Source organism: Brevibacillus sp. 7WMA2 (genome assembly GCF_010748895.1).
Taxonomy (GTDB): Bacteria; Bacillota; Bacilli; order Brevibacillales; family Brevibacillaceae; genus Brevibacillus_B; species Brevibacillus_B halotolerans.
The window spans coordinates 3,258,740-3,273,340 of sequence record NZ_CP048799.1; the positions used below are offsets into that span (position 1 = coordinate 3,258,740).

The window sequence follows — 14,601 nt, forward strand, 5'->3', positions numbered from 1 at the left end:
CTACTTTCCACATAAAGAACAGCTTCAATCGGAATTACCGAAGAAGCTGTTTTTGTATCAGATTGCTACTTTTACTCTTTTTTCTCTTCCTTTACGGTAGGTAATAGCTTACCGAAATTAACTGTCCGTACTTTTTCCCACGTAGAAGGATCAAGCTCATCAAACTGTTCAAGAAAAGCAATAACTTCCCTTGTTAATGGTGTCGGAGTAGATGCACCCGCAGTAACAGATACACTCTTTTTACCCTTCAGCCACTCAATATTAAGCTCAGACAGATCAGAAATGCGATAACTCGGAATCCCCGCAATCTCCTCTGAAACCTGCGCTAAACGATTGGAATTATTACTTCGAGGGTCACCTACAACGATCGTTACCTCTGCTTTACCAGCATGTTTTGCTACTGCTTCCTGTCTAACCTGTGTAGCCATGCAAATTTCATTGTGCACCTCTACCGAAGGGTATTTCTTTACAATAGCCTCCATAATGTGTCTGACATCCCATTGGCTCATCGTTGTTTGGTTGGTGACCACCAATTTGTCAGTCGTAATGTGGACGTTTTGCAAATCCTCCAGCGTCTGAACCAAATGAACACGATCAGGCGCTATCCCAATGGCTCCCTCTGGCTCAGGGTGTCCCTTTTTACCAATATAGAGAATATGGTAGCCTTCCTCCACCTTCTCTTTAATGAGATCATGCGTTTTCGTTACATCAGGACAAGTAGCATCCACAACCGTCAGACCTTTTTCCTTCGCCTTTTTGCGGACTTCTGGCGATACTCCATGAGCAGTGAAGATAACGGTTCCGTGATCAATTTTATCTAAAAGCGCTAGACGATCTTCTCCATCCAACGTGATAACTCCTTCACGTTCAAAGGCTTCTGTCACATGCGCATTATGCACGATCATTCCCAAAATGTAGATAGGGCGCGGCACATTTTGATTTTTTGCCGTTTTAATAGCCAGTACCATGGCATCCACTACGCCATAGCAATAACCACGGGGAGCAATTTTTACAACTTCCATTTCAGCATAGCCCTCCTTTTCTGCCCCTTATTATAACATTAGAATGTGCTTTGACGCTTTTGTTCATAAATTCTTACGTTATTATAAACAATTCGCAGCATTGGTGTTTCTATTCCCTGCTGTTCGGCAAGATGTAACAAGTACCCCTGCAAATGCTCTCCTTCAATTGGCAGACGTTTTTCCATATCCCGTAGCATGGAGGATTTCATTTTATAGCCTTGTTGCTTAAAAGTCTCCATCACACGATCTACTATGTCAGCAGAGATAGGTGCGCCAACCGCCATCATGACTCTCACACATTCCTCTGTTACTTGTTTCGTTAGCTCGATTCCAAATGGAGAATCGCGAATTGGTCCTACTGCGGAGTTCATCAAGGTGGTAATGCCTGAGAGCATCGTAATAAACAAATATTTTTGCCAAGCCTCCCGCTGAATGTTATGGGATAATTCGAAGCTCGCATTCGCTCCTTTTACATACTCATATAATCGCTCTACTCGCTCGGACGTGCCACCATTCCATTCCCCAAAAACGAGCCTGTGAGCCTTACTAGTTTGGACGATATCCCCGTCAGTGCTTAGCGTTGTCTCTATAAAACACAATCCGCCCAAAACCTTTTCTGCCCCAAAATGCTCCTGTAATGGCTGCATATGAGCAATTCCATTTAAAAGCGGGATGATCATCGTATCCTCACCACCCACATAGGGAGCAATATCATTGATTACATCCTCCAGATGGTATGCTTTTGGCGATAACATAATGACATCAAAAGGGGGCGCTTCTTCTCCAGCTACTAATAAGGCGGGTTGGACTGTGGAATCGCCATTTACGCTTTGAATAACTAGACCTCGCTCTTCTAGTTGTTCCTTACGTTTTTGACGTACAAGAAAAGTAACATCTCTGCCACTCTCCACTAAACGACATCCAAAATATCCACCAATTGCACCCGCACCTACCATCAGTATCCGCATTACACTTACCCCCTATAATCATTTCTCTTATTGTATCGTCTCACATATATTGTAGCTGGTTTTTGGGAAATCCCAAGCAGAATTTTTGAAAGCAATGTGTAGAAAAATCGGCATATAAAAAAGGAGTCTTTCAAAACGAAAGAGCTCCTTTTAGCAGAATTGCACCTTTATTTATGATCAATCCCAATAATTTCACTAATATGCGTAAATCCATCTCGCTTCATAAGCTGAACCAAACGCTTGTTAATCTCTGTGGCAGCACCAGGTCCCACATAGATCATGCTCGTGTAAATCTGGGTCATAGACGCACCTGCTCTCATCATGCGGTACGCATCATCACCAGTGAAGATACCCCCTACCCCAATGATAGGCATTTTGTCGCCTACTGCTTTATAAATATCACGAACGCATTCGGTTGCACGTGGCAATAGCATTGGACCACTCAGTCCCCCTGCTTCCTTCGCCAGCCTGCGATCGGAAACACTCTCCCGAGACAGAGTAGTGTTGGTAGCAATCAAACCATCCATTCCCTCTTCTAAAGCAACATAAACAACATCGCTCATATGCTCATCCGACATGTCTGGGGCTACTTTTAAAAGGATTGGTTTACGCTTCGCACCGTATTTCTCTAGCTGATCCGCTTTCTTACGGATTGTCCGCAAAAGATGACGTAAACTATCTACTTCCTGCAAGTCACGTAAGTTAGGAGTGTTAGGTGAGCTTACATTAATCGCAAAATAATGACCATAGGGATATAGCGCTTCGAGGCATTTTTCATAGTCACTTGCTGCTTGATCATTAGGAGTTAGTTTATTTTTTCCAATGTTTACCCCAACTGGCATGCAGGCATCCTGATAATGACTTAAGGATTTCGCTGCTGCTTGTACACCGTGGTTATTAAAACCCATACGGTTGATAATCGCCTGATCTTCCTTTAAGCGAAAACAACGCGGCTTGTCATTACCTGGTTGAGCTAGCGGAGTTAACGTGCCGACTTCTACATGGCCGAATCCCATTAATCCGAGCGGAATATACACCTCGGCATTTTTATCGAACCCAGCCGCCAGTCCTACCGGATTAGGGAAAATGATATCCCATACTTTGTTTACGAGCATTGGATTTTCATAGCCATACATCATGTTTAATACCTTTTTGCCTAAAGGAATGCTGTCAGCCATTCGTAGTCCATTAATCGCATTCTCGTGTGCCGATTCAGGGTCCATTTTAAAGATAAACTTTTTTAGGTGCTTATACATTGTTGCTACTTCACTCCTAACGCATATTCTGTTCTCGATATAAGAGCATACCACAAACCTTTGGCATTGGATAGAAAGTCAAAAAAAGAAAAAGTGCTATACCTTTTTTAACAAAAAGTATGGCACTTTTTCAAATGAATTATTTTTATAATTTGGAACTTCTTATTTACTTGCTACTAGTAACGCATCTTCCAAAGAAACAAATGGCAGATTGTGTGTATCCGCTACTGCTTTATAGGTTACTTGACCATTAATAACGTTAACACCTTTTGCTAGAGCTTGGTTGCTACGGATTGCTTCCACATATCCTTTATTAGCAATTTGCACAGCATAAGGAACAGTTACATTTGTTAGAGCAAGTGTAGATGTGCGAGCTACTGCTCCTGGCATATTGGCTACTGAGTAATGAATAACCCCATGCTTTTCATAGGTTGGGTTATCATGTGTAGTGATGCGATCAATCGTTTCAATAGAACCACCTTGGTCAATTGCAACGTCAACGATCACAGACCCTGGAGCCATTGTTTTTACCATTTCTTCTGTTACCAGACGTGGCGCACGAGCACCTGGAATTAGAACTGCTCCTACTAACAAATCTGCTTTTTTCACTGCGTTAGCAATGTTAAAGCTGTTAGAAATCAATGTGTGAACACGTCCACCAAATAGGTCATCTAATTGACGAAGACGATCAGCACTAATGTCTAAAATCGTAACATTTGCACCTAAGCCTACTGCCATTTTCGCAGCGTTAGTACCTACAATACCACCACCGACAATGACAACCTCACCTTTTGGAACGCCTGGAACGCTTCCTAGAAGTACACCTTTACCGCCGTATGGTTTTTCAAGGAATTGAGCTCCGATTTGAACAGACATACGTCCTGCTACTTCACTCATCGGCATTAACAGCGGAAGTGAGCCATTTGGCATTTGGATGGTTTCATAAGCGATCGCAATCACTTTTTTATCAACCAATGCTTTGGTCAATTCTGGTTCTGGTGCCAAGTGCAAGTAAGTAAATAAAATTTGTCCTTCACAGAAATAGTTATATTCAGAAGCAAGTGGTTCTTTTACTTTCATCACCATATCAGCTGCCCAAGCATCTGCTGCTGTTGGAACGATAGTAGCCCCCACTGCTTGATATTCAGTATCAATAAATCCACTGCCTAGCCCTGCATTTGTTTCAACTAATACTTGATGACCGCTTTGTACCAATGCTGTCACTCCAGCAGGCGTGATCGCTACACGGTTCTCATTGTTTTTAATCTCTTTAGGAATTCCGATAATCATAATTAAATCCTCCCCTTGATAGCCCCTGCTCAGTTCTCTTTCACTTACAATATTTTCTTCACTTCTCAATAATACAGCGTTTTCATAAAGGGGGCATTAGAGATTCTTTTGAGAGAAAAAGCGTTCGTTTGTGAATTTTCACAAATGCGCAAAAGAACTATCCCAGCTTCATTACCTTTAAATCAATATAGAGCGAATATCGCTGGTTCGGATCATCTAAATCAATCTGCATGATTTCTTCAATGCGCTTTAAACGATAGCTAAGCGTATTAATATGGATATGCAGATGAGCCGCTGTTCGGTTAACCTTTCCGACATGATCGAGAAAGACCTCCAACGTCTCGGTTAAATTCGTTTGGTTTTCTTGATCATAATAAAGCAGTTTAGCTAGCTGATCATTCTTGTAGGCTTGTTCTTTATTCCAGCTTTTCATCTGAGGCAGGAAACGGTAGATTCCCAATTGCTGAAATCTCAGTATCCGCTCTGTCTCCTGAGGAAACAGCCGTTTGATCACATTCATTTGCAAGGCCTCTTGATAGCTTTGACGCCCTTCAATGAGGGAACAAACCGGGCGGCCACAGCCAATATGGGCTTTTCCCTTTCCAAACTTATCTGTGAGCTTTGACATACATTCCCCTAAAAATTGCTCAGAATAAGTAACCAACGCGTCTTCTGTAGCAGCTTGCCCTTTAGGGTGCTGCATAAGCAAAATCAGCTGAGAACCATCTGTTAAGCTATACATTTTATCTCGCATCAATAGAGGATAAAGCAATTGGTGCAATTGTTCACCCTTGCCTTCCAGAACCTCTATGGTACAAACCATCAATGGAGGAGCAATCTTCATGTATAGATTAATCGCCTTCTGTTGCAGCTTCGTCTCCTCGCTATGTCCACCAAGTAAAAGCTCCCAGAGGAATTCTTTTTGTCTATCCTGCTCGGCTTTGCGCTTTCCTTGTCGTTGTAGCAGTCGAGGCACCGCTTCCTTAGCAGCCTGACGAAGAATTTCATCATCCCAGGAGGTCAAGGCACGATTTACCTCCTGTGCCCAGATATAGCCCAAGATATCATTGCCTCTGCGTATCGCAATTGCAACCCGTTTTCCAAGTCCAATCTCTTTCTTTTCAGGAATATGTACGGGGTCCTTTTGCGAAAAGAGCTGTTGAAAAACGCCATCCTTCCAAAGCCGTGCTAATACTGTTTCTGGCACACGCCGTCCCATAATCGTAGACCAACGCGCTGGATCGGTACTATCACCATGAGAGCTATAAGCAATCAGTCGATGATCCAAATCTTCAATGGTAATTGGATTTTGTAGTAATTCACCTATAACATCTGCCAATTCATCAATATCACTATGCTGATACTGCTCAAAAAAATTTTGCTGCATACATGAATTCCCCGCTTTTTTAGTTACCTACATGGATCCGTTATCATCCTTTTGTCTCTTCATTATAACGAATGGGCATAGGGGGAAAAAGCGATTTTTCAAACGAATTGTTTCCATCTATTCGCTTTTACATCTGTTGTTCAACAACTCGCTTATTTGCAAAATTCTTTTGAAAGATATAGTAGTAAAAAATGGCCGCTAGAAGCATACATGTGCCGTGTATGAAGAATAAGAAGCTTACACTTATATAGACAGGGAACGTAACTGCGATAATCCCCAACGTAACAGAATGTGACAGCATCATCATAGGCGTCAGGCACCCGTATACTCTTCCAATTATTTTGGGGTCAACGAGGCTTGGCAACCAACCACCAAAACCTATATTTAATAAGGGAAAAGCCAGAGAAATGAAAAAATCAAGGAGAATAAAAATGGAGACGTTGTTCGTAAGACCTGAGAAAACAACCGAGCTCCCCATAATTATAAGGGAAAGAACTGCTATGTGATATAGTTTCATTTTAGTTGCTAAATAGGACCCGACTACACTTCCAAACAAAGAACCTACCCCTGACACAATCCCCATCCAAAGCAATACTGTCTCATATGACTCTGGAGCAAGTTTATACTTCAATGCGTAAGTAGGAATGAGTGCATAACCGGCATTTATAATTCCAAATAGAAAAAAAGCACTTGATATGGCTAATACTAGTTTATTATTCCAAATATATCGAACACCTTTGCTGAAATCTGATATCAAGGCTACGATTGATACATCTTTCCACGATTTCTCACCATTTGGCAATCTGATTTCTACTTTGATATTGCATAATTGGATTAGCAATCCAGATACCAGATATGATATGGCATCTACCAAGATTGCTCCCTCTATACCAATGTGCCAATAAAGAAAGATACTAATGGAACTGCCTACTAATATAAGAATACTGTTTACCATTTGATTTAAACCGGTAGCTACTGGATATTCCTTTTCGGTTAAAATGCCTTGCATGATAGCTCTTTGTGCAGGACCAAAAAAATTAGAGACCGCACTCCTCACAAATATGATGAAAAAGGAAAGGACGATGGAATCAATGGCAATAGAAAAAAGTAATCCTAGAGAAAGAAAAGCACAAATAAAATCCGCCCAAGAAGCAATCTTTTTGCGGTCAAAACGATCTGCTACAGCACCAATGAACAAGAAAATGACAAGCATGGGGAGAGAGTACATTAATTCTGTAATGGTAGCAAAGATAGGCTGTGAAGAAAATCTTGTAAGAATATATAATGTGAATGCGATGAGACCAATTTTATTGCCCATAGAGGAGGTTACATTCGCCAGAAAAAGATATGTATAGTTTTTATTTTTGAATATTCTTATGATATCCAAACCAAAATCTCCTTCTTAACGTACAAATATTTTTAGATGCTACAGGGCATGATTGCATGTACTTACTTATTATCTTAGATGGTCATGCCCCAATTTGTTTGGCGTTGATATCCATCATTTTCGTTGTCATGATAGCAAATAGACACATTACCTAGGTAGTAAGTAACCTATGCCTAACTAATTCATCTAAAAACATCTGTATATCATTTGTAATCATCGTATTTTCTGTATTAACATTAAATTTTCCCGATATCTCTTTTAGCATCTCTTCAAGCGTAATTGTTTCTTTCGTGCAAATATGTGTCCACAGTGTACAGGCTACTTCATCCTCAAACAATATCGTTTGTCCTTCAGGTGTAAGGACAAATATACCCTCTGCATTTTGATCATAAAAGATATCTTTGTTTACTTGATAGGGAGACATCATTAGGAAGGAACCTCCTCTTTTGATTTTCTAAAATAATTCCACATATGTTTTTTCAAGTTGCTTTTTATAATTTTGCATTCTTCCGTGTTTGTGCCATCTATACTGTCTGTATCGCTCCATTGGATAGCTCTGCATCCACCTCCACACATATGTTTAAATGTACATTTTCCACAAATCGGTAAGTTATCCGTGATTCTGTTTCGTGATGCAGTAAAGACTGGAGATTCGTAATAAATTTCTTCTAACGATTTGTCTTTTACATTTCCACCTAAAAACTGGGGATTATGCATGATTTTACAGGGAAATACATCGCCTTTGCTATCAACCGAAAACTCACTGTACGCGTGACCACAATGATTTTTAATGTAAAACTGGTTAACAGCATCAAAATTAGGTTGTTTGTTGATGATTGTGTTTTCGATTTTTATACGTTGTACATAATTTAATTCGTGTTCGTGAGTCTTGCCTCTTCCTAATGAAGCTACAGGAGCTATAATGAGCCTGATGTTATTTTTATTTGTATAATCGATTACGTCCTCCACAGCATCCATATTATTTTTCGTGATTGTCTGGTTAATTTTTAACTTACAACCAGCTTCTAGCAATAAATCAATGGCCTTTTTCGCCTTCTGCCACGATCCTTTTCCCCTATTTTTGTCATGCTCGTCCTCGATCATGGAATCAAGGCTTATCGTTACTAATTTCGTAATCTCAGCAATTTTGTTAGCTATCTCTTTGTTAGAAATAAAAGAACCATTTGAAATCATATGGACATTTAACCCTAAGGAATCGGAATATTCCATTAATTCCACAAGATCTTTTCGTAAAAATGCCTCTCCCCCTGTAAAAACAATCGTTTTTGTCCCTAATTCCTTTACTTCTGTGATGACTCTTTTAGCCTCTTGGGTAGAGATATCATTATCCATAGATCTGCTGGGGCTACTTTCTGCATAACAATAGACACAATTTAAATTACATTTGTATGTTGTAACAAAATAAACAGATTTAGGTACAGGTTTATGCATACTTTGCTTGTTCTCAGTATCTACCTTAAAGCTATCAATCTTATACAGTCTAATCAAACCAACGACCCTTTTTACCAAACTTGCATCGTACTGTTCATCAATTAAACCCTGAGGTGACTTTTTGTTGTAAATCATTTCATGCGCTATTTCATATTCTTGCTGATTCAACACAATCCAACTACTCACCAAGTAATTATGAATAATATAATCTTCCTTTTCTCGATAGACAGCTAATTTTGGAAAAGTTAATACATCATCGGTTACTAACATCGTATCATTCCTTTCCTAATAGAAATAGTAATGGCACTATTTTTACAAGTAGTGCCATTACTAATATTGCCTATGTGTCTTACGCTCCTGCTCCATTTTTTGCACCACATTGACAAGAATCAACTACATCAATTACGCCAGGGTTTACTACTTTCACTTTTGGTGTTGTATAATTTTTCATACTCTCACCTCCCTTCTATAAATGGCATAATATAACTTTACTTAAATTTACTTTTAATTCAATATATTGTCAATAATTAAAATAATTTACTTTTACTAAAAGAGCCAGTTAAACATTGATATGTTAATGTAACTGGCTTTACTTATCCTATTATCTATTTAATAGAAATGCTTTCTAACCAACGAAACATAGCTTTCGTATATTCTCCAATCTGCTCCGAAGTAAATAAGTGGGACTCATCCTCTACCAACCACAACTCATGTGGTTTATGATGCAGGACAAGAGCTTTCGCCAAACGATTCGCATGCTCTACCCCAACATTCTGATCGATTTTGCCATGAATGATTAACACGGGACAGGTGATTTTTTCTACCTCCCTCACTGGTGATCGGCTCTCATACGCTTCAGGAGCAGAATCTGGGTCACCCATCATTTTTTTCAACAAGGGCCGCAAATCCTCCCGTTCTGCATACGTAAGATGCATATCACTTACACCGCTCCAAACAACTACGGACGCAAAACGGTTAGGTATCATGCTAGCGCGCAGTGCCATCATTGCCCCTCTGGAGAAGCCATACAGATGTATCCGGCTGCGATCTACGAAAGGCATGTTAGCAAGTAAACCATAAGCTTGATGCACATCCTCTAGCTCTGCTCCGCCAAATTCGTCTTTACCAGGGGCGCCCTCATTTCCCCGATAGTGAGGAGCAATAATAACATAGCCAAAAGCTGCCATTTGAGAGATTCGCATTGGCTGAACTCTTCCGACTTTTTTATAGCCGCCTCGGCAGTATAGAAGGGCTGGCAAAAGACCTTCTGCTTTAGGCTGAGATTGTAATTTCTGATCTGGAATAGCTAAAAGTGCTTTTACTAGGTGTATATCGCTACGATAGGTTACTGTGAACAATGCCACCTGCGGAATAGTTCGTTCTTCTTCCGTAATTTGAATGATCTCAGTAACACCCTGCAAAAGTTCTCTCCACATGCTTTATTACCACCTGTTCTCTATATTTATCCAGATTTTATGCTAAAACATGAAAAAGAAAAGAGGAACTATGATAGTTCCTCTTTTCTGTTTATAACATCGCTACGATTAGTATCCGCGCTTATTCTGTTTTTTATTGATGGTAGCTATATTTTCTTCGCTGTGCTTCAACCATTTTTTCATTTTGTCCTCAAACGAGTCCTTAGGAGTGTCACGCTTACTGAAGCTACGGTCTCCACCACGATTACCCCCACCACGATAGCCGCCACGTTCTCCACCACGATCTTTTTGTTCGTCGCGAGCTTCGCGTTCTGGTGCTGGTAAAGCTGCGCGAACGGAAAGGGAGATCTTACCCGCATCATCGATGGAGAGTACTTTAACCTTCACAGCAGCTCCAACGGAAAAGTGATCATTAATATCCTTTACAAAACCATTTGCAACTTGGGAAATGTGAACTAGTCCTTGTTGCGTTTCATCCACAGCAACAAACATACCAAAAGGTTTAATTGCCGTCACTTTTCCTTCAATGATGCTTCCAACTTCTACTGCCATCCATTTTGCACTCCTTTTATCTTTTCACCAAGTGTCGAGAACCTCACTTCATACAGGCTCATTTCCTAAGTATAGCAGACAAAACGATTTAATGAAAAGCCCATTCTTCACTTTTATACTTGTACCATATCTGTTTTATTTAGGAAAAGCTGGTAAGCATCGGTAGCCATCACTAATTCTTCATTAGTTGGGATTACCATAATCTTCACTGGAGAGTAAGGACTGTTGATGAAGCCCTCTCCTTTGTTGTTGCGATTTGCTTCTTTATCAAGAATAACACCAGCGTATTCTAGTCCGTTACATACCAATTGACGAACTAATTCACTGTTTTCGCCCACACCTGCTGTAAAGATGATACCGTCGATGCCGTTTAAGCGAGCCAAGTACAAACCAATGAAGTCATGTAGGCGTTGAGCGAATAATTCAAGTGCTAATTTAGCACGCTCATTACCTTCTGCTGTTGCTTTTTCAATGTCTCGCAAGTCGCTGGAGATGCCAGATAAACCTAGCACACCGCTTTCTTTGTTCAAAATCTCCATTGCACCCGCTGTATCTGTTTTTTCGATTTCAGCGATGTATGGCAAGATACCTGGATCAATGTTACCGCTACGAGTACCCATCATTACACCCGCTAGTGGAGTCATACCCATAGATGTATCAATGGATTGGCCATAGCGAACAGCCGTGATGCTTGCACCGCTACCAATATGACAACTAATTAGACGTAATTTTTCTTTTGGAGTACCCATTAATTGCTCAGCACGTTGAACAACATAACGGTGAGACGTTCCGTGGAAGCCGTATTTACGAATGCCGTATTTCTCGTAGTACTCATATGGCAATGGGTACAAATATGATACTGGAGGCATTGTTTGATGGAAAGCTGTATCAAATACGGCTACGTGCAGCGCATCTGGACGAATTTTTTGCGCCAATTCAATTCCTAGTAGATTGATAGGATTATGAAGTGGTGCAAATCGAGACAATGCATCAATTTTTTGTTTTACGTCGTCCGTAATAATCACGGATTCCTTGAAATCCTCTCCACCGTGAACGACACGATGAGATACCATAGAGATATCGTATTGCTTGTATTTATCAAAGATAGCATTAATAGCTTGTTCATAAGCATCGCGTTTTACTTCTTCTACAATGCCTTTATCGATTACCTTACGGGAAGGCAATTCGAACAATTGATATTTCACAGAGGAACTACCGCAGTTAAGAACAAGACTTAGCTTTTTCTCCTGTGCTTTAAACTTAGAATAGGTGTCACGATTATCAACTGGTACAATAACTTCTAATTCCATGTTGTTTTTAAGACCAGCAGCATTGGCTTCGTCCGTATCAATGTGCAATTCCAAACGGAAATCCTTATGCACACGGCACAATACATTTTCAAACACAATGGAACGAGTTCCTGGAACTTCAACGGAAACAAATTGTTTGTCTTTTACGCCAAATTCTTTTGCTTCTTCTTCAGAGAAGTGAATGTGACGGAATGCAATGATAACACCTGCATCAATGGTAACAGTTCCATGAGGACCTTCGAGAGTGATACCAGGGCTGCCCTTAATGTCTCCAGAATCACGTACTGGAGGCTCTACACCCAAAACAAAGCTGTCCGTACGGGATACTTCTAGTTGGGTCGCTTTACGTACCGGTCCTAATACACGCACTTTATTAATTCTACCTTTTGGTCCAACAATGTTAACCGTTTCTTCTGCTGCGTACTGACCAACTTGTTTTAGATCTTTTAGCTTCTTAAGTTCATAGCCAGGTCCAAATAATTGATCCAGATCTTGTTGTGATAAGTGAATATGACGGTTTGAAATACCAACAGGTACTTTCATTTAACAGACTTCCCTTCTTTTTCCTAATTCTATAGTGGTGTTATCTCTCTTTATGATGGTTGATTTTCTAAATTTTATCATCAACCCTACGTTAAAATGTTAACACCTGTGAGTATTCTGTTACAACATTTTTAAACTTTTTTGTTTTTTTCTGAAAATTGTATAGACAAATAAAAATATTATGCCAATGAAGGCTCCCGAAAAATCAAGCACAACATCCGTAACGAGTGCAGAGCGATCGGGTGTAAAGGACTGATGCCATTCATCTAGCACACCTAAAAAAAGGCTTAAAAACAAGCTCCATGGCAATGAATAAGCAGGGGAAGAGAAATAGCGAATGGCTTGGAACAGCATGATTCCAATGAACATAAAACCAAAGAAATGGCCTCCTTTACGAATGAAAAATTCTAAAACTCCTTCTACACCATTATTTTCAAAGCTTACCTCCTTGTTTACATATTGAAATGAAATATTTCCAACTTTCTCCTGAACATCATGTAGGTCGAGATATTTTTTTAATTGTCCGCGTATATCCTGTTGTCCATACGGTTGAGAAGAAAATACAAATTGAACAGCTAGTGCCAATAGTAGAATACATACGTACACCAGCCCCTTTCGACGATTCATGGGTCACCTCTTTGTGAAATAAACTGATTTTCACTATTATACCTGAAAGCTTGGCCAATGGAAAAAGGGCTATCCATTGAGTTGACAGCCCTTTTTGGTCTACTGTTTATGCCAAATCCATGGTTACCTGTTATTTAGTTATCTATTGGTATGCGGTAAGGGTTGAAAATCTTCCGAACATAGCTTTTCCCGTCTATCTTCTATTTCTGCCATATCCTCTTCTTTCCTCCCTTCATTTCGATTTAAATTACCATCATTTACATAATTTCTTTTCCGTCTATTATTCCGCCAATTACCAAATAACTGGAAAAGTTACCCCTTTGACAGCTCATCATCGGCTACCGCGAGCATCTGTTTCGCTTTATTTATTCTTGCTCCAAATGATAGGGAATTTAAAAAATAAAATTACCGCAAAAACAAAAATAAAAGAGCAGCCCCACATGATACGTGGAAGCCGCGTCTTATATTCCTGCTATTTAGATGGATATGAAGGTGTCAACTGCCAGCCGTTTTGCAAAGCGACCCACTCTGCTGCCTCGCGCACGCTCTTTACTGTATGAGCCGCTTTTTCTTTAATAGGCTCATCAGCATGTCCCATGGCAAAGCTGTGTGTCACCGCTTCAAACATAGGCAGATCATTGTAGGAATCCCCGATGCAAGCCACTTCATCCGGTGATAGACCTAGGTTGTCCATCAATCGGCTTACACCATCTCCTTTACTAACATGTAAAGGCATTAAATCTAGACAATCGCTAAAGGATACAAATGAATCAAATTGTTCAGGGTAGAGCTCATGAACCTTTTGCTGTAATTGCTTTAATGTCTCCATTTCCCCGATATATGTTAATTTAGTTGGTTTTAGCTGATCGCTGAACAAATTAATAAGGTTTGGCTCCTCTTTAATTTGTTCCTTATGAGCCTCTTCTATTTCCTTGTACGCTGTTTTTTTCGTCAGGTACACATCATCGCCCACACTCACCAAGCTTATTGCATCGAATTCTTTCCCAGTCTCACACAATTTCCGAGCCATCTCTGGATCAAAATCGCAAGCATGCAGTAACTGCTCTTCTCGCGTAATAACAAAACCACCATTTTGGCTCACACGATGGCACTGATGACCTAGCTCCTCAATGACCCATTTAATATCTCTATCAATACGACCGCTGGCAATACAAATTTGGATTCCCTTTTGAGCTAAAAACAGCAATGCCTCACGATCGGCCGGATCAATTTTTTTCTCATCTGTTAGTAAAGTGCCATCCAAATCGCTTACAAACATTTTTATCATGCAGGTTTCCTCCGTTTCAAAACTCTCTATCTATCCTTAGTAATCTTACCTTAAAAAGAAAAGATATGATAGGTCGCTAAAGT

Annotated in this window: 13 protein-coding genes and 1 pseudogene; all 14 read right to left on the bottom strand. The window is 40.1% G+C overall.

All coding sequences use genetic code 11. The annotated features are described in order from the left end of the window. Positions 1-71 precede the first annotated feature (71 nt). The 14 genes and pseudogenes from GOP56_RS13605 to GOP56_RS13665 all read right to left on the bottom strand — a co-directional run bounded on the left by GOP56_RS13605 (position 72) and on the right by GOP56_RS13665 (position 14,518). The gene (locus tag GOP56_RS13605; RefSeq protein ID WP_003334493.1) at positions 72-1,022 is read right to left on the bottom strand and encodes a 4-hydroxy-3-methylbut-2-enyl diphosphate reductase; all 951 of its coding nucleotides are present in this window, start codon (positions 1,020-1,022) and stop codon (positions 72-74) included. A 38-nt stretch (positions 1,023-1,060) separates the two neighbouring features. Continuing rightward, on the bottom strand, positions 1,061-1,990 hold the full coding sequence (locus tag GOP56_RS13610; RefSeq protein WP_163245846.1) for a ketopantoate reductase family protein: 930 nt from the start codon (positions 1,988-1,990) through the stop codon (positions 1,061-1,063). Between the two features lie 167 nt (positions 1,991-2,157). Continuing rightward, the gene (locus GOP56_RS13615) at positions 2,158-3,246 is read right to left on the bottom strand and encodes a quinone-dependent dihydroorotate dehydrogenase (RefSeq protein ID WP_096887074.1); all 1,089 of its coding nucleotides are present in this window, start codon (positions 3,244-3,246) and stop codon (positions 2,158-2,160) included. Between the two features lie 162 nt (positions 3,247-3,408). Then, positions 3,409-4,536 carry an alanine dehydrogenase gene (ald, locus tag GOP56_RS13620; RefSeq protein ID WP_163245847.1) on the bottom strand — a complete coding sequence of 376 codons (1,128 nt, stop codon included), beginning with the start codon at positions 4,534-4,536 and terminating at the stop codon, positions 3,409-3,411. A 157-nt stretch (positions 4,537-4,693) separates the two neighbouring features. Continuing rightward, positions 4,694-5,923, bottom strand: a complete 1,230-nt coding sequence (locus GOP56_RS13625; RefSeq protein ID WP_163245848.1) for a PucR family transcriptional regulator — start codon at positions 5,921-5,923, stop codon at positions 4,694-4,696. A gap of 127 nt (positions 5,924-6,050) precedes the next feature. Next, entirely contained in the window at positions 6,051-7,310 is a 1,260-nt protein-coding gene (locus tag GOP56_RS13630; RefSeq protein ID WP_096887075.1) for an MFS transporter, read from the bottom strand. 151 nt (positions 7,311-7,461) lie between these two features. Beyond that, positions 7,462-7,737, bottom strand: coding sequence for a PqqD family protein (locus tag GOP56_RS13635; RefSeq protein WP_003334486.1), 276 nt, complete (start codon positions 7,735-7,737; stop codon positions 7,462-7,464). Next, complete coding sequence (locus GOP56_RS13640) at positions 7,737-9,032, bottom strand: radical SAM/SPASM domain-containing protein (protein WP_163245849.1); 1,296 nt, start codon at positions 9,030-9,032, stop codon at positions 7,737-7,739. Before GOP56_RS13640 ends, GOP56_RS13635 begins: the two co-directional genes overlap by 1 nt. 335 nt (positions 9,033-9,367) lie before the next feature. Beyond that, the gene (locus GOP56_RS13645) at positions 9,368-10,198 is read right to left on the bottom strand and encodes an alpha/beta hydrolase family protein (protein WP_163245850.1); all 831 of its coding nucleotides are present in this window, start codon (positions 10,196-10,198) and stop codon (positions 9,368-9,370) included. 108 nt (positions 10,199-10,306) lie between these two features. After that, positions 10,307-10,750, bottom strand: a complete 444-nt coding sequence (locus tag GOP56_RS13650; protein WP_003334483.1) for a S1 RNA-binding domain-containing protein — start codon at positions 10,748-10,750, stop codon at positions 10,307-10,309. 113 nt (positions 10,751-10,863) lie between these two features. After that, positions 10,864-11,955 (bottom strand): acetate/propionate family kinase, encoded by a 1,092-nt coding sequence (locus tag GOP56_RS23985; protein ID WP_233882867.1) that lies wholly within the window; start codon positions 11,953-11,955, stop codon positions 10,864-10,866. A gap of 150 nt (positions 11,956-12,105) precedes the next feature. Next, positions 12,106-12,603 (bottom strand): annotated as a pseudogene (gene pduL / locus GOP56_RS23990) (phosphate propanoyltransferase); the annotation flags it as partial. A gap of 120 nt (positions 12,604-12,723) precedes the next feature. Further along, a complete protein-coding gene (locus GOP56_RS13660) occupies positions 12,724-13,230 on the bottom strand; it encodes a VanZ family protein (protein ID WP_003334481.1) in 507 nt (168 codons plus the stop codon). A gap of 472 nt (positions 13,231-13,702) precedes the next feature. Then, positions 13,703-14,518, bottom strand: coding sequence for an HAD family hydrolase (locus GOP56_RS13665; protein ID WP_163245852.1), 816 nt, complete (start codon positions 14,516-14,518; stop codon positions 13,703-13,705). Positions 14,519-14,601: the final 83 nt, after the last annotated feature.

Bases quoted from the DNA above. Each gene is read 5' to 3' on its own strand.
- GOP56_RS13605 (WP_003334493.1), bottom strand. From the start codon at position 1,022: ATGGAAGTTGTAAAAATTGCTCCCCGTGGTTATTGCTATGGCGTAGTG.
- GOP56_RS13610 (WP_163245846.1), bottom strand. From the start codon at position 1,990: ATGCGGATACTGATGGTAGGTGCGGGTGCAATTGGTGGATATTTTGGA.
- GOP56_RS13615 (WP_096887074.1), bottom strand. From the start codon at position 3,246: ATGTATAAGCACCTAAAAAAGTTTATCTTTAAAATGGACCCTGAATCG.
- ald (WP_163245847.1), bottom strand. From the start codon at position 4,536: ATGATTATCGGAATTCCTAAAGAGATTAAAAACAATGAGAACCGTGTA.
- GOP56_RS13625 (WP_163245848.1), bottom strand. From the start codon at position 5,923: ATGCAGCAAAATTTTTTTGAGCAGTATCAGCATAGTGATATTGATGAA.
- GOP56_RS13635 (WP_003334486.1), bottom strand. From the start codon at position 7,737: ATGATGTCTCCCTATCAAGTAAACAAAGATATCTTTTATGATCAAAAT.
- GOP56_RS13640 (WP_163245849.1), bottom strand. From the start codon at position 9,032: ATGTTAGTAACCGATGATGTATTAACTTTTCCAAAATTAGCTGTCTAT.
- GOP56_RS13645 (WP_163245850.1), bottom strand. From the start codon at position 10,198: ATGTGGAGAGAACTTTTGCAGGGTGTTACTGAGATCATTCAAATTACG.
- GOP56_RS13650 (WP_003334483.1), bottom strand. From the start codon at position 10,750: ATGGCAGTAGAAGTTGGAAGCATCATTGAAGGAAAAGTGACGGCAATT.
- GOP56_RS13660 (WP_003334481.1), bottom strand. From the start codon at position 13,230: ATGAATCGTCGAAAGGGGCTGGTGTACGTATGTATTCTACTATTGGCA.
- GOP56_RS13665 (WP_163245852.1), bottom strand. From the start codon at position 14,518: ATGATAAAAATGTTTGTAAGCGATTTGGATGGCACTTTACTAACAGAT.